This window comes from Pseudomonas citronellolis (assembly GCF_001586155.1).
Taxonomy (GTDB): Bacteria; Pseudomonadota; Gammaproteobacteria; order Pseudomonadales; family Pseudomonadaceae; genus Pseudomonas; species Pseudomonas citronellolis.
This window is the reverse complement of record NZ_CP014158.1, coordinates 1,948,658-1,967,059: the sequence shown is the minus strand read 5'-3', so window position 1 is coordinate 1,967,059 and position 18,402 is coordinate 1,948,658. Positions and strand designations below refer to the sequence as shown.

The following is an 18,402-nucleotide window of genomic DNA, read 5'->3' as shown; positions in this document are numbered from 1 at the left end:
AGGGTTCGGTCAATGCTGGTCCGGGCTGTCGATGGTCACCGCCTGATCGCCCGCGCCGGCAGTAGACAACGGCTGGCTGCGTCCGATCCATTCGCCGCTGATGGCATTGCCGGCGCGCGACACCCGCGCCACCAGCTCCACCTTCGGGAAGGCCGACAGCTTCAGTTGCGGCATCATGGCGTCGGCATCGCTGAGCGACACCTCGTCCGGCAGGTCGGCCACCTTCAGGCGCTTGACCGCCAGCGGCATCGGCGGGCCGTTCACCGCGCGGGCGAAGACGAACACGCTGTCGTCCGGCTTGACCTGGCCCTTCACCGCGTCGCTGAGGTCCACCCGCACCTTCAGCGTCACGCCGGCAGTGGCTGCCGCAGCCGGCGCTTCCGGCAGCTTCTCGCCACGCTCGACCAGATGCTGGCGGGCGCGCTCGATACCGCTCTGGATGGCCGCGCGCGACGGATCGTCGGCCGGCAGTGCGGCGACCAGGCGTTGCCAGTAGTCCACGGCGTCGGCGTAGCGCTGGTCTTCGAAGGCGGCGATGCCCATCAGGCCGAGGGTGGTGACTTCCTCCGGGTTCTGCTTGAGCGCCTCGTCGGCCAGGGCCTGGGCGGCGCCGGCCATCTTCTTGCCGTTGGCGAAGTACAGCGCCTGGGCCCACTGGCCGAGCACCTCGGACTGGCGCCCGGAGAGGTTGGCGGCGCGCTCGAAGGCCTTGGCGGCATCCTCGAAGCGCTCCTGGGTCATGTAGGTGCGGCCGAGGAAGTACCAGCCCTCGGCGGAATCCGGCTGGGCCTGCACGGCCTTCTCCAGGCGCTCGGTCATCTCCGCCATGGAGTGCGGCGGCTCGGCTAACTCGCGGGACAGCGCCAGCTTCTCGCTGGCGCCCCAGTGCAGGTACAGGCCCAGGCCCAGCAGCGGCAGCAGCACGGCCGCCAGCAGCGGCGCGGCGCGGCCCAGGCGCGAGCGGCGCTCGCCCTCGCCTTCGGTGTCGGCCAGCAGTTCGCGGGCGGCCTCGGCGCGCCCGGCCTGCAGCTGGGCGTCGTCGAGGGTGCCGGCGGCGTGCTGGGCGTCCAGCTCGGCGAGGCGTTCCTGGTACAGGGCGACGTTGAGGGCGGTGCGGTCTTCCTCGGCCTGGGCGCGGCGGCCACGCAGCAGCGGAATCAGCAGGAAAGCCATGGCCACCAGCGCGAGCAGGCCGGCGGCGAGCCAGAAGTCGATCATTTGTCTTGGTTATCCAGCAATTGATTCAGGCGGGCCTGTTCCTCGGCGGACAGGCTGGCGGACGGACCGGCGGCGCTGCGGCGGCGGCGCGCCACCAGCACGCCCACCACCAGCACACCCAGGCCCAGCAGGGCTGCCGGGCCGAACCAGAGCAGCCAGGTGCGGGCGTTGACCGGCGGCTTGTAGCGCACGAAGTCGCCGTAGCGGTCGACCATGTAGTCGACGATCTGCTCGTCGCTCTTGCCCTGCTGCAGCTGCTCGTAGATCTGCTTGCGCAGGTCGGCGGCGATGGGCGCGTTGGAGTCGGCGATGTCCTGGTTCTGGCACTTCGGGCAGCGCAGCTCGGTGGTCAGGCTGCGGAAGCGCTGGCGCTCGGCCTCGTTGGGGAATTCGTAGGTGTCGATGGCGGCGTGGGCCACGCCGGCGAGGCTCAGGCCCAGCAGGGCCGCGGCGAGGAATCGCTTCATTTGCCCCCCGCCTCGTCCACCAGGCGCTGGTAGATCGGCGCCAGCTGCTCGCGCCAGACCTTCTCGTCGACGGCGCCGACCAGCTTGTGGCGGATGATGCCGTCCTTGTCGATCACATAGGTCTCCGGCGCGCCGTACACGCCCAGGTCCAGGCCCAGGGTGCCCTGGGCGTCGGCGATGTTCAGCACGTAGGGGTCGTGCAGGTCCTGCAGCCACTTCTGCGCGGCGGCGTTGTCGTCCTTGTAGTTGATGCCGACGATCACCACGCCCTGCTCGGCCAGCTTGGCCAGCACCGGGTGCTCGAAACGGCAAGTCGGGCACCAGGTGCCCCAGACGTTGACCAGCGCCGGGCGGCCCTTGAGGTCGGCCTGGGTGTAGGTCTTGCCCGGCTCCAGCACGCCGGGCAGGGCGAAGGCCGGGAACGGCTTGTCGATCAGCGCCGAGGGCAGCTCGCTGGGGTCGAGCCACAGGCCGCGGAACAGGAATACCGCGACGACCAGGAAAATCGCCAGCGGCAACAGCAGGATCGCACGCTTCACACTCAGGCTCCCTGTCCGGCGGCGAGGCCCAGCGCCTCGCGCACCTTGGTTTTCACTTTCAGCCGGTAGCGCCGGTCGCAGGCCGCCAGCACGCCGCCCAGGGCGGTGAGCAGGCCGCCCAGCCAGATGAAGCGGACGAACGGCTTGATGTGCAGGCGCACGGCCCAGGCGCCGTTATCCAGCGGCTCGCCCAGGGCGACGTAGAGGTCGCGGGTCAGGCTGCCGTGGATGCCGGCCTCGGTCATCATCGAGCGCTGCACGCTGTACAGGCGCTTCTCCGGGTGCAGCACGGCCACTTCGCTACCCTTGCGGGTGACGCGGATGGTGCCCTTGTCGGAGGTGAAGTTGGGGCCTTCGAAGTGCCTGGTGCCTTCGAAGGCGAACTGGTAGCCGCCCAGCTCCACGCTCTCGCCCGGGGCCATGCGCAGGTCGCGCTGGGCGCTGAACTGGCTGGTGAGGACGATGCCGATGGCGCACACGGCGATGCCCAGGTGCGCCACCTGCATGCCCCAGTAGCTGCGGTTGAGGCTCGCGGCGCCGGCCACCAGGCCCTTGTGGCGGACCTTGTCGAGGAAGTCGCGCACGCCGCCGAGGATCACCCAGAAGGCCAGCAGGAACACCGCCAGCACCGGCCAGTGCAGGTCGCCGTAGAGGAAGGTGGCGACGCCGCCGAGCACCACGGCGCCGATCAGCACCGGCGTCAGCATGCGCAGCAGCCACTGCGTCGGGGTGTCCTTCCAGCGCACCAGCACGCCCACGGTCAGGGCCAGCATCATCCCCGTCATCAGCGGCACGAATAGCGCGTTGAAGTACGGCGGGCCGACCGACAGCTTGGCGCCGCTGATGGCGTCGAGCACCAGCGGGTAGAGGGTGCCGAGCAGGATCATCGCGGCGGTCACCACCAGCACCACGTTGTTCAGCAGCAGCAGGGTCTCGCGCGACCACAGGGCGAAGCCGACCTGGCTCTTGACCACCGGCGCGCGCAGGGCGAACAGCGTCAGCGAGCCGCCGACCACCACCAGCAGGAAGGCCAGGATGAACACCCCGCGCTCCGGGTCGGAGGCGAAGGCGTGCACCGAGGTCAGCACCCCGGAGCGGACCAGGAAGGTGCCCAGCAGGCTGAGGGAGAAGGCGGCGATGGCCAGCAGCACCGTCCAGCTCTTGAACACCCCGCGCTTCTCGGTCACCGCCAGCGAGTGGATCAGCGCGGTGCCCACCAGCCAGGGCATGAAGGAGGCGTTCTCCACCGGGTCCCAGAACCACCAGCCGCCCCAGCCCAGCTCGTAGTAGGCCCACCAGGAGCCGAGCACGATGCCGATGCCGAGGAAGGTCCAGGCCACCAGGGTCCAGGGCCGCGACCAGCGCGCCCAGGCCGCATCGAGGCGGCCGCCGAGCAGCGCGGCGATGGCGAAGGCGAAGGCCACCGAGAAGCCGACGTAGCCCATGTAGAGCATCGGCGGGTGGATGATCAGGCCCGGGTCCTGCAGCAGCGGGTTGAGGTCGTTGCCGTCGGCCGGCACCTGCGGCAGCAGGCGGCTGAAGGGGTTGGAGGTGATGATCAGGAACAGCAGGAAGCCGGTGCTGATCATCCCCATCACCGCCAGCACCCGCGCCAGCATCGGCTCGGGCAGCTCGCGGGAGAAGATCGACACGGCGAAGGTCCAGCCGCCGAGGATCAGCGCCCAGAGCAGCAGCGAGCCCTCGTGGGCGCCCCACACGGCGCTGAACTTGTAGTACCAGGGCAGCGCGCTGTTGGAGTTGCTGGCCACGTAGGCCACGGAGAAGTCGTCATGCAGGAAGGCCCAGGCCAGGCAGGCGAAGGCGAACGCCAGGAAGGCGAACTGCCCCCAGGCCGCCGGGCGCGCCAGGCTCATCCACTGGCGGTCGCCGCGCCAGGCGCCGACCAGCGGGAAGAAGGACATCACCAGCGCCATGCACAGCGCCAGGATCAGAGACAGGTGGCCGAGTTCCGGGATCATCGTCAGTTGCTCCCCTGGGCCGCGGCGCCGGGCTGGCCGCCCTGCTGGTATTCACCGAGCTTGCCGCTGTCCTTCAGCGCCTTGGTGACTTCCGGCGGCATGTATTTCTCGTCGTGCTTGGCCAGCACCTCGTCGGCGGTCAGCACGCCGCTCTCGTCGAGCTTGCCGAGGGCGACGATGCCCTGCCCTTCGCGGAACAGGTCCGGGAGGATGCCGCGATACTTCACCGTGACTTCCTTGGCGAAGTCGGTGACCACGAATTCCACGTCCAGGGAGTCGGCCGAGCGTTTCAGCGAGCCCTTCTCGACCATGCCGCCGGCGCGGATGCGCGTGTCGTGCGGCGCTTCGCCGTTGGCGATCTGCGTCGGCGTGTAGAACAGGTTGATGTTCTGCTGCAGCGCGGACAGCGCCAGGGCCACGGCAACGCCGACACCGGCGACGATGGCGAGGACGATGTACAGACGCTTCTTGCGGACCGGATTCACTTGCTGGCCTCCCGGCGCAGACGGCGCGCCTCTTCTTGCAGGTAACGCTTGCGCGCCAGGATGGGCGCGGCCACGTTGATCGCCAGCACCACCAGGCTGATGGCGTAGGCCGACCACACGTAGGGGCCGTGGTGGCCCATGGCGAGGAATTCGCCGAAGGAATGGAAACTCATAGCGCGCGCTCCACCTCAGCCTTGACCCAGGACGCGCGGGCTTCGCGCTTGAGCACTTCCAGGCGCATGCGCATCAGCAGCACGGCGGCGAAGAAGCAGTAGAAGCCGAGCACCATCAGCAACAGCGGAATCCACATCTCCGGCGGCATCGGCGGCTTCTCGGTGAGGGTGAAGGTGGCCGGCTGGTGGAGGGTGTTCCACCACTCCACGGAGAACTTGATGATCGGGATGTTGACCACCCCGACGATGGCCAGCACCGCGCTGGCCTTGGCCGCGCTGTCGCGGTTGCCGATGGCCTGGCCGAGGGCGATGACGCCGAAATAGAGGAACAGCAGGATCAGCATCGAGGTCAGGCGCGCGTCCCACACCCACCAGGCTCCCCAGGTCGGCTTGCCCCAGATGGCCCCGGTGACCAGGGCGACGAAGGTCATCCAGGCGCCGATGGGCGCGGCGCACTGCACGGCGACGTCGGCGATCTTCATCTTCCAGATCAGGCCGATGGCGCCGGCCACCGCCAGCATCACGTAGCAGGACTGCGCCAGGAAGGCCGCCGGCACGTGGATGTAGATGATGCGGAAGCTGTCGCCCTGCTGGTAGTCCGGCGGCGCGAAGGCCAGGCCCCAGACGAGGCCGACGGCCATCAGCAACGCCGCGGCGACGGCGAACCAGGGCAGCCAGCGTCCGCTGATCTCGTAGAACCACTTGGGCGACCCAAGCTTGTGAAACCAAGTCCAGTTCATCATCAGGCTCTGTGTGTCAGGGCACTTTTTTCTAGTGCCGGCGCCGCTCCGCGGCACCGGCAGGCGTCATTCGCCCACGCTGATCTTCAGGCCGGCAGCGATGGCGAAGGGCGTCAGCGTCAATGCTAACGCCGTCAGGCTGGCCAACCAGAGCAGGTGCCCGGCGGTCGGCAGCCCCTGCAGCGAGGCCTGGAGGGCACCGCTGCCGAGAATCAGTACGGGGATGTACAGCGGCAGGATCAGCAGCGCCAGCAGCAGCCCTCCGCGCTTGAGCCCCACGGTCAGCGCCGCGCCGACCGCGCCGAGCAGGCTCAGCACCGGGGTGCCGAGCAACAGCGACAGCAGCAGCACCGGCAGGCAGCGTACCGGCAAACCCAGCATCAGGGCCAGCAGCGGCGACAGCAGGACCAGGGCCAGCCCCGAAACCAGCCAGTGTGCCAGCACCTTGGCCAGGACCAGAAGAGGCAGGGGGTGCGGCGAAAGGACCCACTGTTCCAGGGAGCCGTCCTCGAAATCGCTGCGGAACAGGCCGTCCAGCGACAGCAGCACCGCCAGCAGCGCCGCCACCCACACCAGGCCGGGCGAGAGGTCCTGCAGCATCCGGGTTTCCGGGCCGACGGCCAGGGGGAACAGGGCGATGACGATGGCGAAGAACACCAGCGGGTTGGCCAGCTCCGCCGGGCGGCGGAACTGCAGGCGCGCCTCGCGGGCCAGGAGCAGGCCGAAGACGTTGCTCATGCGCCCTCCCCGGCCGTTTCGCGGACGTGCTGGCCGAGGTCCAGGTCACGATAGCCGCTGGGCATGCGGCTCAGCGTGTGGTGGGTGGTGAGCACCACCAGGCCGCCGTCCTCGCAGTGCCGCGCCAGGTGCTCTTCGAGCTGGGCGACGCCCTGCTTGTCGAGGGCGGTGAAGGGTTCGTCGAGAATCCACAGCGGCGGCGCCTCCAGGTACAGGCGCGCCAGGGCGACGCGGCGCTGCTGGCCGGCGGACAGGGTGTGGCAGGGCACGTCCTCGAAACCGCGCAGGCCGACCGCCTCCAGGGCGCGCCAGATCGCCGTCTTGTCCGCCGGCTGGTGCAGGGCGCAGAGCCAGGCGAGGTTCTCCTCGGCGCTGAGCAGGCCCTTGATGCCGGCGGCGTGGCCGATCCACAGCAGGTTGCGCGCCAGTTCGCCGCGCTGTTCTTCCAGCGGCCGGCCGTTCAGGCGCACCTGCCCGGCGGTGGGCTGCATCAGCCCGCAGAGCAGGCGCAGCAGGCTGGTCTTGCCGCTGCCGTTGGGGCCGACCACCTGCAGCATCTCGCCGGCGCCCAGGCGCAGGTCCAGGCGCTCGAAGAGCATGCGCCAGTCCCGCTCGCAGGCGAGCGCCACGGTTTCGAGAAGCGGGCTGGTCAAGGCATCGGCACCCATCGGGAAAATCGAAATCAGGCTAAAGTCGGTGCAGCGCAGGCCGCTATAGTGGCCACGGGCGGCGCATTATACACGCCTGTTTCCGGCCCCGGCGCCGGCAATTTCGACAGCTTGTTAAGGCTTTTCAGGCATTCGCCGCCCCCGCGACGATGCGCCGCAAGCCCTGAAGGACGCAGATGCCGAGCGAGATTGGCGCTTCCCGCCCGCTCCCCATGGCCACGGCCAGCCGCTCCGTGCAGAACGCCGCGCAGCTGTCGCTCACGCTCGCCCGCAGCCTGGGCGACCTGCTGCCGCCCGGGCAAAGCGCCCAGGCCGAGGTGCTGGGCGTGAAGCAGGCGGCCTACAACTTCCAGTTGCTGCTGCGCCTGACCCTGGCCGGCGGCCAGCAGACGCTGGTCACCGCCGAGAGCCCGCAGGCCCTGCCCCAGGGCAGCACCCTGAACATCTCCGCCCTGAGCGCCACCAGCCTGGCCGCCACCCTGCTCTCCAGCGCCCAGCAGGCGCTGGGCGACCTGCCGCCGCTGGACAGCCTCGACCTGGAACAACTGCCGGTGGGCAGCCTGCTGCAGGGCAAGGTGCTGTCCAGCACGCCCCAGGGCGGCACCCCGGCGCAGCCGGCCAGCTACCGGGTGCTGCTCAGCCTGCTCGGCGGCCCCCTGGCCGGCCGCCTGCTGGACATCGACTCGGCGCGCCCGCTGAAGGCCGGCAGCCTGCTCAGCGCCCAGGTCCAGGACAGCCGCGCCCTGCTCTTCCTGCCCCTGGCCGGGCGCCTCGACCGCCTCGAACTGACCAGCCAGTTGGGCACCCAGCAGGCCCGCCAGGCCTCGACCGAGGGCCTGCTCGACAACCTGCTGGCGCTGAAGGCCGGCAACCAGTTGCCCGAGACCCTGCGCGGCGCCGTCGAGCGCCTGCTCGCCGGCCTGCCCGACGTGCGCCAACTGAGCGACGCCAAGGGCCTGGCCCAGGCCCTGCAACAGAGCGGCGGCTTCCTGGAAGCGCGCCTGCTGCAAGGCCTGGCGCCGCTGCCGGGCGACTTCAAGGCCAACCTGCTGCGCCTGCTCGGCCAGCTGCTGCCCGCCGAACAGGGCAACGCCACACCGGGCTTGCTGGCGAACCTCGCCAACAACGCCGCCGCCAACCTGGCCAGCAGCCTGCCAGCCTTCGTCCGCAACGCCCTGGGCGCGCTCAACCAGAACGGCAGCCCGCGCCTGCAGCAGGCGGACTTCCCGCTACCCTCGCGCATGCTGCAGAAGCTGGAAGACGAAGACGACCTGGAGTCCCTGCTGAAACTGGCCGCGGCTGCCGTGGCGCGACTGCAGACGCACCAACTGAGCAGCCTGGTGCAGAGCGAGCCGCTGCGCGGCGGCGGCCAACTGCACACCTGGCAGATGGAAGTGCCCATGCGCGCCGAGGATTCGCTGGTGCCGCTGCAGGTGCGCATCCAGCACGAGGACAGGCGCGACTCCCAGGACCCTGAGCAGCCGCGGGAAAGCCTGTGGCGCATCGACCTGGCCTTCGACCTCGACCCGCTGGGGCCGCTGCAGGTCCAGGCCACCCTCGCGCCGCTGGGCCTGAGCAGCCAGTTCTGGGCCGAGCGCGAAAGCACCGCGAGCCTGATGGAAAGCGAACTCGGCTACCTGCGCCAGCGCCTGCAGGACGCCGGCTTCACCGTGCGCGAACTGTGCTGCAACAAAGGCCGCGCGCCACAAGGCGCGCGCACCGCGCTGGAACAACGCTGGGTGGACGAAAAGGCATGAACAGACAGACCGCGCCGCGCCAGGCCATCGCCCTCAACTACGACGGGCAGAACACCCCGACGCTGAGCGCCAAGGGCGACGCCGAACTGGCCGAAGCCATCCTCGCCATCGCCCGCGAACACGAAGTGCCGATCTACGAGAACGGCGAACTGGTGCGCCTGCTGGCCCGCCTGGAGCTGGGCGACGCCATCCCCGAGCCGTTGTACCGCACCCTGGCGGAAATCATCGCCTTCGCCTGGTACCTCAAGGGCAAGTGCCCGGCGCCGCGAGCGCCAGAGAATGCCGCGAAGGCGTTGATGTTGCGGCCCTAGCGAAACAGCGAAGGCACTTCAGGGTGAAGTGCCTTCGCTATCGATGGCGTGGCTTTGCGGACGCCAGCCCTACCCGCGCGCCGGCCACTCCGGCATGCCGCGGACCGGCTTCAACGACGGGGCCTCGCTGGGAACCAGCGGGTGGGCACCCGGGAAGCTTCCCTGGTCGGCTTCGGAATAGTCGACAAGGCTGGCGACAACTGCGCGCAGCTGGCCGAGGCTGAAGGGCCGTTCCAGCACCTGCAGCAACGGCACGTGCTGGTTCCAGGCCCAGTCCAGCAGTTCGCGGCGCTGCGTGTCGCTGAAGCTGCCGACCAACAGGAACTGCTGGATCTGCGGGTTGCGGCTCAGGTGCAGCAGGGTCGCGAGGTCGTCCTCGCAGAGGCTGAACTTGTCGTAGATGAACAGGTTGTAGTGCTGCCCGCCGGACAGCGCCTGGTCCACCTCGGCCAGGCTCACGCACAGGCTCAGGTGGAAGACTTCCAGGCGATTCAGCAGGATGCCGTACTGCTGCAGGCAGCCGGGATGCGGGCAGAACACCAGGGTGCGGCGCGACAGCGGCAACATGGCGGTTTCCTCGAAGATGGCGACAGCAGCCACTGTAAAGACAGCTTCCGAGGAAAGAGATCGGACAAATCCGAAAAGCACCTAAGGGTATACCGAGCGGTCGCCCGGCATCATTCCTCGGGCTTGTGGCCGCTGTGCAGGCGGGTGATCAGCTCCGCCTCGGCCTGGGACAGCCCGCAGGCCTGGGCCAGATCAGAGGCCGAGGCGCCCATCCCGGCCAGGCGCGCAGCCTGGCTGAAGGACAGGCTGGTGGGGTCGCGCTGCTCCAGGCGCGCCAGGCGCTCGGGCAGGTTGGCCAGTTGCTTGCGCAGCTCGCCCAGTTCCTCGCCCATGCGCACGTTGACGCGCTGGTAGGCCTCGCTGCGCTTGGCCAGCTCCTTCAGGCGCTGTTCCAGTGCGGCCTGGCGCGTGGCCTGCTCGGCCAGCTGCGCGGCCTGGCGGCGCTGCCCCTGCAGCAGCCAGGCGCAGAAGCCGCCCAGGCCGAGGCAGGCGACGGCGAGCAGGATGACGAGCTCGAGCACCTCAGATGCTCTCCAGCTCCGACCACTCTTCCTCGGTCATCATCTTGTCCAGCTCGACCAGGATCAGCAGTTCGCCGTTCTTGTTGCACACGCCCTGGATGAACTTGGCCGACTCGTCGTTGCCGACGTTGGGCGCGGTCTCGATCTCCGACTGGCGCAGGTAGACCACCTCGGCGACGCTGTCGACCAGGATGCCCACCACCTGCTTGTCCGCCTCGATGATGACGATGCGGGTGTTGTCCGAGACCGGCGCCGGGGCCAGGCCGAAGCGCTGGCGGGTGTCGATCACGGTGACCACGTTGCCGCGCAGGTTGATGATCCCCAGCACGTAGCTGGGCGCGCCCGGCACCGGGGCGATCTCGGTGTAGCGCAGCACTTCCTGGACCTGCATCACGTTGATGCCGTAGGTCTCGTTGTCCAGACGGAAGGTGACCCACTGCAGGATCGGATCCTCGGCACCTTGCGCAGACGTCTTGTTCATATCCCTAGCCTCTCGTGTTCGGCCACGCTCGAAGAGTAGCGCGGCGGTTGTCGTTCAATTGCGTTGCCGGCCCGTCAGTGACGGGCCTGGCTGCGGAGCGCGCCGCTGTCGATCAGCCCGGCCAGGGCCGAGACGTCGAGCAGCGCGCACATCTGTTCGATCACCGTGCCGGCCAGCCACGGGCGTTGCTGGCGCTGGCTGCGCCACTTCACCTCGGACGGGTCCAGGCGCACCGAGCGGCTGACCTGGTGCACCGCCAGGCCCCATTCGTAGCCCTGCACGGAGATCACGTACTGCAGGCCCTCGCGGTAGTCGTCGCGGTAGCGCTCGGGCATCACCCAGCGCGCGGTGTCCAGCACCTTCAGGTTGCCCGACTGGCTGGGCAGGATGCCGAGGAACCAGTCCGGCTGGCCGAACAGCGGCGTCAGTTCCTTGCCGGCCAGCGGGTAGATCGAGCCCAGGCACACCAGCGGCACCGCCAGGGTCAGCCCGGCGACGTCGAACAGCAGGCACTCGAAGGGCTCGGCGGCCCACTCCGGGCGGCCGTCGTCGAGCAGCGCCAGCGGCGCCGGGGGCATCTGCGCGCTGCCCGGGCGGTGCAGGTCGATCACCTCGTCGGCAGCCTCCACCGGCGGCGCGGCTTCGATCACCGGCGCGACGGGCAGCGGCGCCTCGGCCAGCGGCAGCGGGACAGCGGCGCGGGTGACGCGGTGGGCATCGCGCACCTGCTCTTCGAGCACCGCGGCCTCGAACTCGTCGAGGCTGACGCTGCTGACGGGCTCGGCGACCGGCTCCGATGCAGGCGCCGGCACGGCGGCCAGGGCCGGGGCGGCCGGCGCGGGGACCGGCGCCTCGACCTCGAAATCGTCGAATGTGGCCTCCTGCAGCAGCGCGTCCAGGTAGGACTGCAGCGCGAGCTGGGGGCGTGTGGCGGTAGCGGAGCGGCTCATGCAGAAAATCCGCGCAAAGGGTTCACCCAGTCTATCGGCTGGACCGGGCCCGGACTTGAAGGCAGCCGTCGGAAAAACATCGCTCAGGCCACCTGGCTCGCCGGCACCTGGCCGAGCAGGTGCTTGAGCAGCGCGCGGTAGGCGATCACCCCGCGGCTGTTGGCGTCGTGGCGCGACGGCACCACGCCGTGGCGGCTGGCGTCGCGCAGGCGGGTGTCGATCGGGATGAACGCCGGCCAGAGGGTCTCCGGGTAGGTGTCGCGCAGCATGCGCAGGGCGCCGATGGAGGCCTGGGTGCGGCGGTCGAACAGCGTCGGCACTATGCTGAAGGGCAGCGCCTGGCGCCGCGAGCGGTTGACCATGTTGAGGGTGTTGACCATGCGCTCCAGGCCCTTCAGGGCGAGGAACTCGGTCTGCACCGGGATCACCAGGTGCTGGCTGGCGGCCATGGCGTTGACCATCAGCACGCCCAGCAGCGGCGGGCTGTCGATGATGGCGTGGTCGAAGTCCTGCCACAGCTGCGCCAGGGCCTTGGAGATCACCAGGCCCAGGCCGTTCTGCCCGGGCGACTGGCGTTCCAGGGTGGCCAGGGCGGTGCTCGACGGCAGCAGGGCGATCTTCTCGTGGCTGGTGGGCAGCAGCAGTTGCCGCGGCAGGCCCTCGGGCACCGCGCCCTGGTGCTGGAACAGGTCGAAGACGCTGTGCTCCAGGGTGTCCGGATCGTGCCCGAAGTAGCTGGTCATGGAGCCGTGGGGGTCGAGGTCGACCACCACCACGCGCTTGCCGGCGTCGGCCAGCAGGCCGGCCAGGGCGATGGACGAGGTGGTCTTGCCGACGCCGCCCTTCTGGTTGGCTACCGCCCAGACTTTCATGCTGCTCTCCCCGGTCCGTATGCTCGGTTCATGTACTTCATCTTTCTCAGCTTCCAGGCGCCGGCGCCGGCGGCGGGGAATTGACGCCGCCGGCCGCGGGCGCACCACTGGCAGCCACCGGTGCAGGTTGCGTGCCAGCCTGGCGCAGGGCGCCGTCGGGCTGCGCCTTGGCGCTGCCCACTCCGCTCACGCTGCGGCGCACTTCCAGGTTGCGGGAGATCACCAGCACCACCCGGCGGTTGCGCGCGCGGCCCTCGGCGCTGGCGTTGTCCGCCACCGGCTGGAACTCGCCGTAGCCCACCGCGGCCAGGCGCGAGGGGGCGACGCCGTCCTGGGCCAGCAGGCGGACTATGCTCGCTGCCCGCGCCGTGGACAACTCCCAGTTGGTGGGATACTGGGCGTTGTGAATGGGCACGTTGTCGGTGAAGCCCTCGACGTGGATGGGGTTCTGGTAGGGCGCCAGAATCCTGGCGACCTTCTCGACGATGCCGAAGGCGGCGTCCGCCGGCATGGCGTCGCCGCTGGGGAACAGCAGGCTGGAGTTGAGGGTGATCTCGATCCACAGTTCGTTGCCGCGCACGCTCAGCTGGTCGCTGCCGATCAGGTCGCCGAACTGTTCGCGCACGGCGTCGGCGATCTGCGTCAGCGGGTCGCCATCGACGTTGTCGTCGCCGCCCTGCTGCATGGCGTCGTTGGGCTGCTGGGTGGTGTGCGGGCGGTCGTCGCCCACCGGGATCGGGCGGATCGAGCGGTCCGGCTGGTTGAACACGCCGGTCAGCGTCTCGGAGAGGATCTTGTACTTGCCCTCGTTGATCGAGGAGATGGAGTACATGACCACGAAGAAGGCGAACAGCAGGGTGATGAAGTCCGCGTAGGACACCAGCCAGCGCTCGTGATTCTCATGCTCCTCGCGGGGCGGTCGACGGGCCATGGCGCAGCGCCCCTCAGCCGACGAAGCCTTGCAGCTTCAGTTCGATGGAGCGCGGGTTCTCGCCTTCGGCGATGGACAGCAGGCCTTCCATCAGCATCTCGCGGTAGCTGGACTGGCGCAGCACCAGGCTCTTGAGCTTGTTGCCCACCGGCAGCAGCAGCAGGTTGGCCATGCCCACGCCGTAGATGGTGGCGACGAAGGCCACGGCGATGCCGTTGCCCAGCTGGCTGGGGTCGGCCAGGTTGCCCATCACGTGGATCAGGCCCATGACCGCGCCGATGATGCCGATGGTCGGCGCATAGCCGCCCATGGCCTCGAACACCTTGGCGGCCTGCAGGTCGCGGCCTTCCTGGTTGAACAGGTCGACTTCGAGGATGCTGCGGATGGCCTCCGGCTCCACGCCGTCCACCAGCAGTTGCAGGCCCTTGCGGGCGTAGGGGTCGGGCTCGGCGTCGGCGATGGTCTCCAGGCCCAGCAGGCCTTCCTTGCGCGCGGTCATGCTCCAGCCCACCACGCGGTTGATGCCGCCGGCCAGGTCGACCTTCGGTGGCAGCACTATCCAGCGCAGCAGGCTCAGGGCACGCTTGAGCACCAGCACCGGGGTCTGCACCAGGGCCGCGGCCAGGGTGCCGCCGACCACGATGAGCGCCGCCGGGCCGTTGGCCAGGGCGCCGATGTGCCCGCCCTCGAGGAAGTTGCCGCCGATGATGGCGACCAGCGCGAGGATCAGGCCGACCAGGCTCAGCACATCCATCAGCCACAGGCCTCGGAAAGGTGCCGACCGATGTCGTCGAGGCTGTACACGGCGTCGGCCAGGCCGGCCTTGGCGATGGCCATGGGCATGCCGTAGATCACGCAGCTGGCCTCGTCCTGGGCCCACACCTGGCTGCCGCTCTGCTTGAGCATCCGCGCGCCCTCGCGGCCGTCGGCGCCCATGCCGGTGAGCACCACCGCCAGGACCTTGTCGCCGTAGGCCTTGGACGCCGAGCCGAAGGTGACGTCGACGCAGGGCTTGTAGTTCAGGCGCTCGTCGCCGGGGAGGATGCGCACCACCCCGCGCGAGTCGATCATCATCTGCTTGCCGCCGGGCGCCAGCAGGGCCAGGCCGGGGCGCAGGTGGTCGCCGTCCTCGGCTTCCTTGACGCTGATCTTGCAGAGCTTGTCCAGGCGCTCGGCGAAGGCCTTGGTGAAGGCCGCCGGCATGTGCTGGATGAGCACCAGCGGCGCGGGGAAGTTGGCCGGCAGTTGGGTCAGCACCCGCTGCAAGGCTACCGGCCCACCGGTGGAAGTACCGATGGCGACCAGCCGGTAGGGCTTACGCTTTGGCGCGGCGGAGGCCGCCGGGGCCGAGGCAGGCGCCGGCTGTGTGGAGGCGCGCGGCGCGCTGCTGGCCGGCGCCGGGGCGCTGGCGCTGCTGCTCGGCGCGCTCAGGACCGAGGCATAGCGGCGGTTGGCGCGGGCGATGCTGTGGACCTTCTCGCAGAGCAGTTGGCGCACCTTCTCGGGGGTGCGCGAGATGTCCTCGAAGTTCTTCGGCAGGTAGTCCACCGCGCCGGCGTCCAGGGCGTCGAGGGTGACGCGGGCGCCTTCGTGGGTCAGCGAGGAGAACATCAGGACCGGCGTCGGGCAGCGCTGCATGATGTTGCGCACCGCGGTGATGCCGTCCATCAGCGGCATCTCGTAGTCCATGGTGATGACGTCGGGCTTGAGCGCCAGCGCCTGCTCGATCGCCTCGCGGCCGTTGGTGGCCGTGCCGACCACCTGGATCTGCGGGTCGGCGGAAAGAATCTCCGAGACGCGGCGGCGGAAGAATCCCGAATCGTCCACTACCAGGACTTTGACAGCCATAAACACTCCTGATTAAAGCCTTGCGGGCGCGCGGGCGTCCCCGCGCGCCGGATCAGATACGCCGCGCGTAGCGCTTGAGCATGCTCGGCACATCGAGGATCAACGCGATGCGCCCGTCGCCGGTGATGGTCGCCCCGGCCATGCCCGGGGTGCCCTGGAGCATCTTGCCCAGGGGCTTGATCACCACTTCTTCCTGGCCCACCAGTTGGTCGACCACGAAGCCGATGCGCTGGGTGCCCACCGAGATGATCACCACGTGGCCCTCGCTGGATTCGTCGCACTCGGCGCCCGGCACCAGCCAGCGCTTGAGGTAGAACAGCGGCAGGGCCTTGTCGCGGACGATCACCACCTCCTGGCCGTCGACCACGTTGGTGCGCGACAGGTCGAGGTGGAAGATCTCGTTGACGTTGACCAGCGGGAAGGCGAAGGCCTGGTCGCCCAGCATCACCATCAGCGTCGGCATGATCGCCAGGGTCAGCGGCACCTTGATGACGATCTTCGAGCCCTGGCCCTTGGCCGAGTAGATGTTGATGATGCCGTTGAGCTGGGAAATCTTGGTCTTCACCACGTCCATGCCGACGCCGCGGCCGGACACGTCGGAAATCTCGGTCTTGGTCGAGAAGCCCGGGGCGAAGATCAGGTTGTAGCAGTCGGACTCGCTCAGGCGCTCGGCGGCGTCCTTGTCCAGCAGGCCCTTCTCCACCGCCTTGGCGCGGAGGATGTCCGGGTCCATGCCCTTGCCGTCGTCGGAGATCGACAGCAGGATGTGGTCGCCCTCCTGCTCGGCGGACAGCACCACCCGGCCGCCACGCGCCTTGCCGGCGGCCTCGCGCTCCTCGGGCGACTCGATGCCGTGGTCCACGGCGTTGCGCACCAGGTGCACCAGCGGGTCGGCCAGGGCCTCGACCAGGTTCTTGTCCAGGTCGGTTTCCTCGCCCACAAGCTCCAGGTTGATCTCTTTCTTCAGGTTGCGCGCCAGGTCGCGCACCAGCCGCGGGAAGCGTCCGAAGACCTTCTTGATCGGCTGCATGCGCGTCTTCATCACCGACATCTGCAGGTCGGCGGTGACCACGTCGAGGTTGGCCACGGCCTTGGCCATGGCTTCGTCGCCGCTGTTGCTGCCCAGGCGCACCAGGCGGTTACGCACCAGCACCAGCTCGCCGACCATGTTCATGATCTCGTCCAGCCGCGCGGTGTCCACGCGCACCGTGGTTTCCGCCTCGCTGGCGCTCTTTTCATGGGCCGGCGCGGGAGCTGCAGCCTGGCGCGGGCTCTCCGCGGGCTTGGCGGCCGGCTTGGGCGCGGGCTTGGGTTTGGCTACGGCGGCCGACTCGGCAGCCTTGGCCGGCGCGGGGGCGGCTTGCGGGGCCGGCGCGGCAGCGGCGTCGGCACTGAACTTGCCTTTGCCGTGCAGTTGGTCCAGCAGCGCCTCGAATTCGTCGTCGGTGATGTTGTCGCCGCCAGCGGCGGGCGCCTCGGCTTCGGCCGGCGCAGCGGAGGCGACCGGCGCGGCGGGTTCTTCCGCCGCACCGCCGAACTTGCCCTTGCCGTGCAGCTGGTCGAGCAGCGCTTCGAACTCGTCGTCAGTGATCTCGTCGCCAGCGGCCGGCGCTTCGGCCGGAGCGGGCGCGGCGGCGGCCGGCTCTTCCGGCTGGCTGCTGGCGCCGCTGAACTGGCCCTTGCCATGCAACTGGTCGAGCAGGGCTTCGAATTCGTCGTCGGTGATCTCGTCGCCGGCGCCGGCAGCCTCGGCCTGTGGCGCTTCAGCCTGCGGCGGCTGTTCGGCCGGCGCGGCCTGGCTGCTCGGCTGCAGGGCGTCGAGCAGCTGCTCGAACTCGGCGTCGGTGATGTCGCCATAGGCGGCCGGTTCGGCGGCGGGCTGCGGCGCGGCGGCTTCTTCCTGTTCCTGGGGCGCGGCTTCGACGGCGTCATCGTCGCCCGGCTCGGCCAGGCGCGCCAGCGCGGCGAGCAGCTCCGGGGTGGCCGGGGTCGGCTCTTCCTGGTCGCGGACCTGGGCGAACATGACGTTGACCGTGTCCAGCGCCTGCAGGACCACGTCCATCAGCTCGGAGGTGACGCGGCGCTCGCCCTTGCGCAGGATGTCGAAGACGTTCTCCGCGATGTGGCAGCACTCCACCAGGGCGTTCAGCTGGAGGAAGCCGGCGCCGCCCTTGACGGTGTGGAAACCACGGAAGATGGCATTGAGCAGGTCCATGTCGTCGGGCCGGCTTTCCAGCTCGACGAGTTGCTCGGACAGTTGCTCGAGAATCTCGCCGGCCTCCACCAGAAAGTCCTGGAGGATCTCATCATCGGCGTCGAAGCTCATTCGGTGCTCCCCACGGTGTGTTCACACACCTCAAAAACCAAGGCTGGACAACAGGTCATCGACATCGTCCTGACCGGATACGACGTCCACTCTCTTATCGGCAGCAACCTGCGGACCTTCACCCTTGGACGATCTTTCTTTTTCCACCGCCGTGCGCAGGCCCTCGTGGTCGTGCTCGATGCCGGCGTAGCGATCCACCTGCCCAGCCATCCAGACCAGCTTGACCAGGTTGCTCTCCACCTCGGTGACCAGCTTGGTGACGCGCTTGATCACCTGCCCGGTGAGGTCCTGGAAGTCCTGCGCCAGGAGGATGTCGTTCAGGTGCGCGGAGAGCTTGCGGCTGTCCTGGGCGCTGCTGTAGAGGAAGGCCTCGACGCGCTTGGCCAGCTCGCGGAAGGCCTCCGGGCCCAGCTCGCGGCGCATGAAGCGCGACCACTGTTCCTGCAGCTCCTTGGCCTCGCCCTCGATGTGGCCGACCAGCGGCGTGCACTCTTCCACCAGGTCCATGGTGCGGTTGGCCGCTTTCTCGGTCATCTGCACCACGTAGGACAGGCGGTCGGTGGCGTCGGCGATCTGCGACATTTCCTCGGCGTGGCGCGAGCGCGGGTCGATCTGGAAATTGACGATGGCGTTGTGCAGCTCGCGGGTGAGCTTGCCGACCTCCTGGTAGAGGCCGCGGTCGCGGGCTTCGTTGAGCTCCTGGATGAGCTGCACGGCCTGCTGCACTTCGCCGCGCTCCAGGCTCTCGACCAATTCGCGCGCGTGTTTCTTCAGGGTCGACTCGAAGTCGCCCCCCTTGGATTCGTTGACGAGATCCATGACGCCCTCTTG

The 18,402-nt window shown here is 69.2% G+C and carries 21 protein-coding genes; 2 read left to right on the top strand and 19 right to left on the bottom strand.

The genetic code is table 11. The annotated features are described in order from the left end of the window. Nucleotides 1-9 precede the first annotated feature (9 nt). The 9 genes from ccmI to ccmA form a co-directional block, all read right to left on the bottom strand. Nucleotides 10-1,218 (bottom strand): c-type cytochrome biogenesis protein CcmI, encoded by a 1,209-nt coding sequence (ccmI, locus tag PcP3B5_RS08995; RefSeq protein ID WP_061561055.1) that lies wholly within the window; start codon nt 1,216-1,218, stop codon nt 10-12. Continuing rightward, on the bottom strand, nt 1,215-1,685 hold the full coding sequence (gene ccmH / locus PcP3B5_RS08990; RefSeq protein ID WP_009621135.1) for a cytochrome c maturation protein CcmH: 471 nt from the start codon (nt 1,683-1,685) through the stop codon (nt 1,215-1,217). The genes ccmI and ccmH overlap by 4 nt, the downstream gene beginning before the upstream one ends. After that, a complete protein-coding gene (gene dsbE, locus PcP3B5_RS08985; protein WP_009621133.1) occupies nt 1,682-2,224 on the bottom strand; it encodes a thiol:disulfide interchange protein DsbE in 543 nt (180 codons plus the stop codon). The genes ccmH and dsbE overlap by 4 nt, the downstream gene beginning before the upstream one ends. A gap of 2 nt (nt 2,225-2,226) precedes the next feature. Further along, nucleotides 2,227-4,203 carry a heme lyase CcmF/NrfE family subunit gene (locus tag PcP3B5_RS08980; protein ID WP_043267424.1) on the bottom strand — a complete coding sequence of 659 codons (1,977 nt, stop codon included), beginning with the start codon at nt 4,201-4,203 and terminating at the stop codon, nt 2,227-2,229. Nucleotides 4,204-4,205: 2 nt separating this feature from the next. Continuing rightward, nucleotides 4,206-4,688: a cytochrome c maturation protein CcmE gene (gene ccmE / locus PcP3B5_RS08975; protein WP_009621129.1), complete on the bottom strand. Its 483-nt coding sequence runs from the start codon at nt 4,686-4,688 to the stop codon at nt 4,206-4,208. Beyond that, nucleotides 4,685-4,861: a heme exporter protein CcmD gene (gene ccmD, locus PcP3B5_RS08970; RefSeq protein WP_009621127.1), complete on the bottom strand. Its 177-nt coding sequence runs from the start codon at nt 4,859-4,861 to the stop codon at nt 4,685-4,687. Before ccmD ends, ccmE begins: the two co-directional genes overlap by 4 nt. Continuing rightward, nucleotides 4,858-5,604, bottom strand: coding sequence for a heme ABC transporter permease (locus PcP3B5_RS08965; RefSeq protein ID WP_099049042.1), 747 nt, complete (start codon nt 5,602-5,604; stop codon nt 4,858-4,860). The genes ccmD and PcP3B5_RS08965 overlap by 4 nt, the downstream gene beginning before the upstream one ends. A gap of 63 nt (nt 5,605-5,667) precedes the next feature. Further along, the gene (ccmB, locus tag PcP3B5_RS08960) at nt 5,668-6,339 is read right to left on the bottom strand and encodes a heme exporter protein CcmB (RefSeq protein ID WP_009621123.1); all 672 of its coding nucleotides are present in this window, start codon (nt 6,337-6,339) and stop codon (nt 5,668-5,670) included. Continuing rightward, nucleotides 6,336-7,007: a cytochrome c biogenesis heme-transporting ATPase CcmA gene (ccmA, locus tag PcP3B5_RS08955; protein WP_145923865.1), complete on the bottom strand. Its 672-nt coding sequence runs from the start codon at nt 7,005-7,007 to the stop codon at nt 6,336-6,338. Before ccmA ends, ccmB begins: the two co-directional genes overlap by 4 nt. Nucleotides 7,008-7,183: 176 nt before the next feature. On the opposite strand from ccmA, the gene fliK reads away from it, so the two are divergent. Then, on the top strand, nt 7,184-8,764 hold the full coding sequence (gene fliK / locus PcP3B5_RS08950; protein WP_061561054.1) for a flagellar hook-length control protein FliK: 1,581 nt from the start codon (nt 7,184-7,186) through the stop codon (nt 8,762-8,764). Further along, nucleotides 8,761-9,075, top strand: a complete 315-nt coding sequence (locus tag PcP3B5_RS08945; RefSeq protein WP_061561053.1) for an EscU/YscU/HrcU family type III secretion system export apparatus switch protein — start codon at nt 8,761-8,763, stop codon at nt 9,073-9,075. The genes fliK and PcP3B5_RS08945 overlap by 4 nt, the downstream gene beginning before the upstream one ends. Before the next feature lie 69 nt (nt 9,076-9,144). Here PcP3B5_RS08945 and PcP3B5_RS08940 read toward each other — a convergent pair whose 3' ends face one another. The 10 genes from PcP3B5_RS08940 to PcP3B5_RS08895 form a co-directional block, all read right to left on the bottom strand. After that, complete coding sequence (locus tag PcP3B5_RS08940; protein ID WP_145923864.1) at nt 9,145-9,675, bottom strand: hypothetical protein; 531 nt, start codon at nt 9,673-9,675, stop codon at nt 9,145-9,147. A gap of 77 nt (nt 9,676-9,752) precedes the next feature. Further along, nucleotides 9,753-10,163 (bottom strand): DUF2802 domain-containing protein, encoded by a 411-nt coding sequence (locus PcP3B5_RS08935; protein ID WP_061561051.1) that lies wholly within the window; start codon nt 10,161-10,163, stop codon nt 9,753-9,755. 1 nt (nt 10,164) lies between these two features. Next, complete coding sequence (locus PcP3B5_RS08930) at nt 10,165-10,644, bottom strand: chemotaxis protein CheW (RefSeq protein WP_009621111.1); 480 nt, start codon at nt 10,642-10,644, stop codon at nt 10,165-10,167. Nucleotides 10,645-10,718: 74 nt separating this feature from the next. Continuing rightward, complete coding sequence (locus PcP3B5_RS08925; RefSeq protein ID WP_061561050.1) at nt 10,719-11,594, bottom strand: CheW domain-containing protein; 876 nt, start codon at nt 11,592-11,594, stop codon at nt 10,719-10,721. 83 nt (nt 11,595-11,677) lie between these two features. After that, complete coding sequence (locus PcP3B5_RS08920; protein WP_009621108.1) at nt 11,678-12,466, bottom strand: ParA family protein; 789 nt, start codon at nt 12,464-12,466, stop codon at nt 11,678-11,680. 46 nt (nt 12,467-12,512) lie between these two features. After that, the gene (gene motD / locus PcP3B5_RS08915; protein WP_061561049.1) at nt 12,513-13,397 is read right to left on the bottom strand and encodes a flagellar motor protein MotD; all 885 of its coding nucleotides are present in this window, start codon (nt 13,395-13,397) and stop codon (nt 12,513-12,515) included. Nucleotides 13,398-13,410: 13 nt separating this feature from the next. Further along, nucleotides 13,411-14,151: a flagellar motor protein gene (locus PcP3B5_RS08910; protein WP_009621106.1), complete on the bottom strand. Its 741-nt coding sequence runs from the start codon at nt 14,149-14,151 to the stop codon at nt 13,411-13,413. Further along, complete coding sequence (locus tag PcP3B5_RS08905; protein ID WP_058072004.1) at nt 14,151-15,245, bottom strand: protein-glutamate methylesterase/protein-glutamine glutaminase; 1,095 nt, start codon at nt 15,243-15,245, stop codon at nt 14,151-14,153. The genes PcP3B5_RS08910 and PcP3B5_RS08905 overlap by 1 nt, the downstream gene beginning before the upstream one ends. Nucleotides 15,246-15,297: 52 nt before the next feature. Continuing rightward, complete coding sequence (locus PcP3B5_RS08900; protein WP_061561048.1) at nt 15,298-17,571, bottom strand: chemotaxis protein CheA; 2,274 nt, start codon at nt 17,569-17,571, stop codon at nt 15,298-15,300. A gap of 30 nt (nt 17,572-17,601) precedes the next feature. Next, nucleotides 17,602-18,390 carry a protein phosphatase CheZ gene (locus tag PcP3B5_RS08895; RefSeq protein WP_043313563.1) on the bottom strand — a complete coding sequence of 263 codons (789 nt, stop codon included), beginning with the start codon at nt 18,388-18,390 and terminating at the stop codon, nt 17,602-17,604. Nucleotides 18,391-18,402: the final 12 nt, after the last annotated feature.

Excerpts from the sequence above, each read along its gene's own strand:
- PcP3B5_RS08900 (WP_061561048.1), bottom strand. The coding sequence starts at position 17,571 with ATGAGCTTCGACGCCGATGATGAGATCCTCCAGGACTTTCTGGTGGAG.
- ccmB (WP_009621123.1), bottom strand. The coding sequence starts at position 6,339 with ATGAGCAACGTCTTCGGCCTGCTCCTGGCCCGCGAGGCGCGCCTGCAG.
- ccmA (WP_145923865.1), bottom strand. The coding sequence starts at position 7,007 with ATGGGTGCCGATGCCTTGACCAGCCCGCTTCTCGAAACCGTGGCGCTC.
- ccmI (WP_061561055.1), bottom strand. The coding sequence starts at position 1,218 with ATGATCGACTTCTGGCTCGCCGCCGGCCTGCTCGCGCTGGTGGCCATG.
- motD (WP_061561049.1), bottom strand. The coding sequence starts at position 13,397 with ATGGCCCGTCGACCGCCCCGCGAGGAGCATGAGAATCACGAGCGCTGG.
- PcP3B5_RS08980 (WP_043267424.1), bottom strand. The coding sequence starts at position 4,203 with ATGATCCCGGAACTCGGCCACCTGTCTCTGATCCTGGCGCTGTGCATG.
- PcP3B5_RS08930 (WP_009621111.1), bottom strand. The coding sequence starts at position 10,644 with ATGAACAAGACGTCTGCGCAAGGTGCCGAGGATCCGATCCTGCAGTGG.
- ccmD (WP_009621127.1), bottom strand. The coding sequence starts at position 4,861 with ATGAGTTTCCATTCCTTCGGCGAATTCCTCGCCATGGGCCACCACGGC.
- PcP3B5_RS08945 (WP_061561053.1), top strand. The coding sequence starts at position 8,761 with ATGAACAGACAGACCGCGCCGCGCCAGGCCATCGCCCTCAACTACGAC.
- PcP3B5_RS08910 (WP_009621106.1), bottom strand. The coding sequence starts at position 14,151 with ATGGATGTGCTGAGCCTGGTCGGCCTGATCCTCGCGCTGGTCGCCATC.
- ccmH (WP_009621135.1), bottom strand. The coding sequence starts at position 1,685 with ATGAAGCGATTCCTCGCCGCGGCCCTGCTGGGCCTGAGCCTCGCCGGC.
- PcP3B5_RS08905 (WP_058072004.1), bottom strand. The coding sequence starts at position 15,245 with ATGGCTGTCAAAGTCCTGGTAGTGGACGATTCGGGATTCTTCCGCCGC.
- fliK (WP_061561054.1), top strand. The coding sequence starts at position 7,184 with ATGCCGAGCGAGATTGGCGCTTCCCGCCCGCTCCCCATGGCCACGGCC.
- PcP3B5_RS08925 (WP_061561050.1), bottom strand. The coding sequence starts at position 11,594 with ATGAGCCGCTCCGCTACCGCCACACGCCCCCAGCTCGCGCTGCAGTCC.
- PcP3B5_RS08920 (WP_009621108.1), bottom strand. The coding sequence starts at position 12,466 with ATGAAAGTCTGGGCGGTAGCCAACCAGAAGGGCGGCGTCGGCAAGACC.
- PcP3B5_RS08895 (WP_043313563.1), bottom strand. The coding sequence starts at position 18,390 with ATGGATCTCGTCAACGAATCCAAGGGGGGCGACTTCGAGTCGACCCTG.
- PcP3B5_RS08965 (WP_099049042.1), bottom strand. The coding sequence starts at position 5,604 with ATGATGAACTGGACTTGGTTTCACAAGCTTGGGTCGCCCAAGTGGTTC.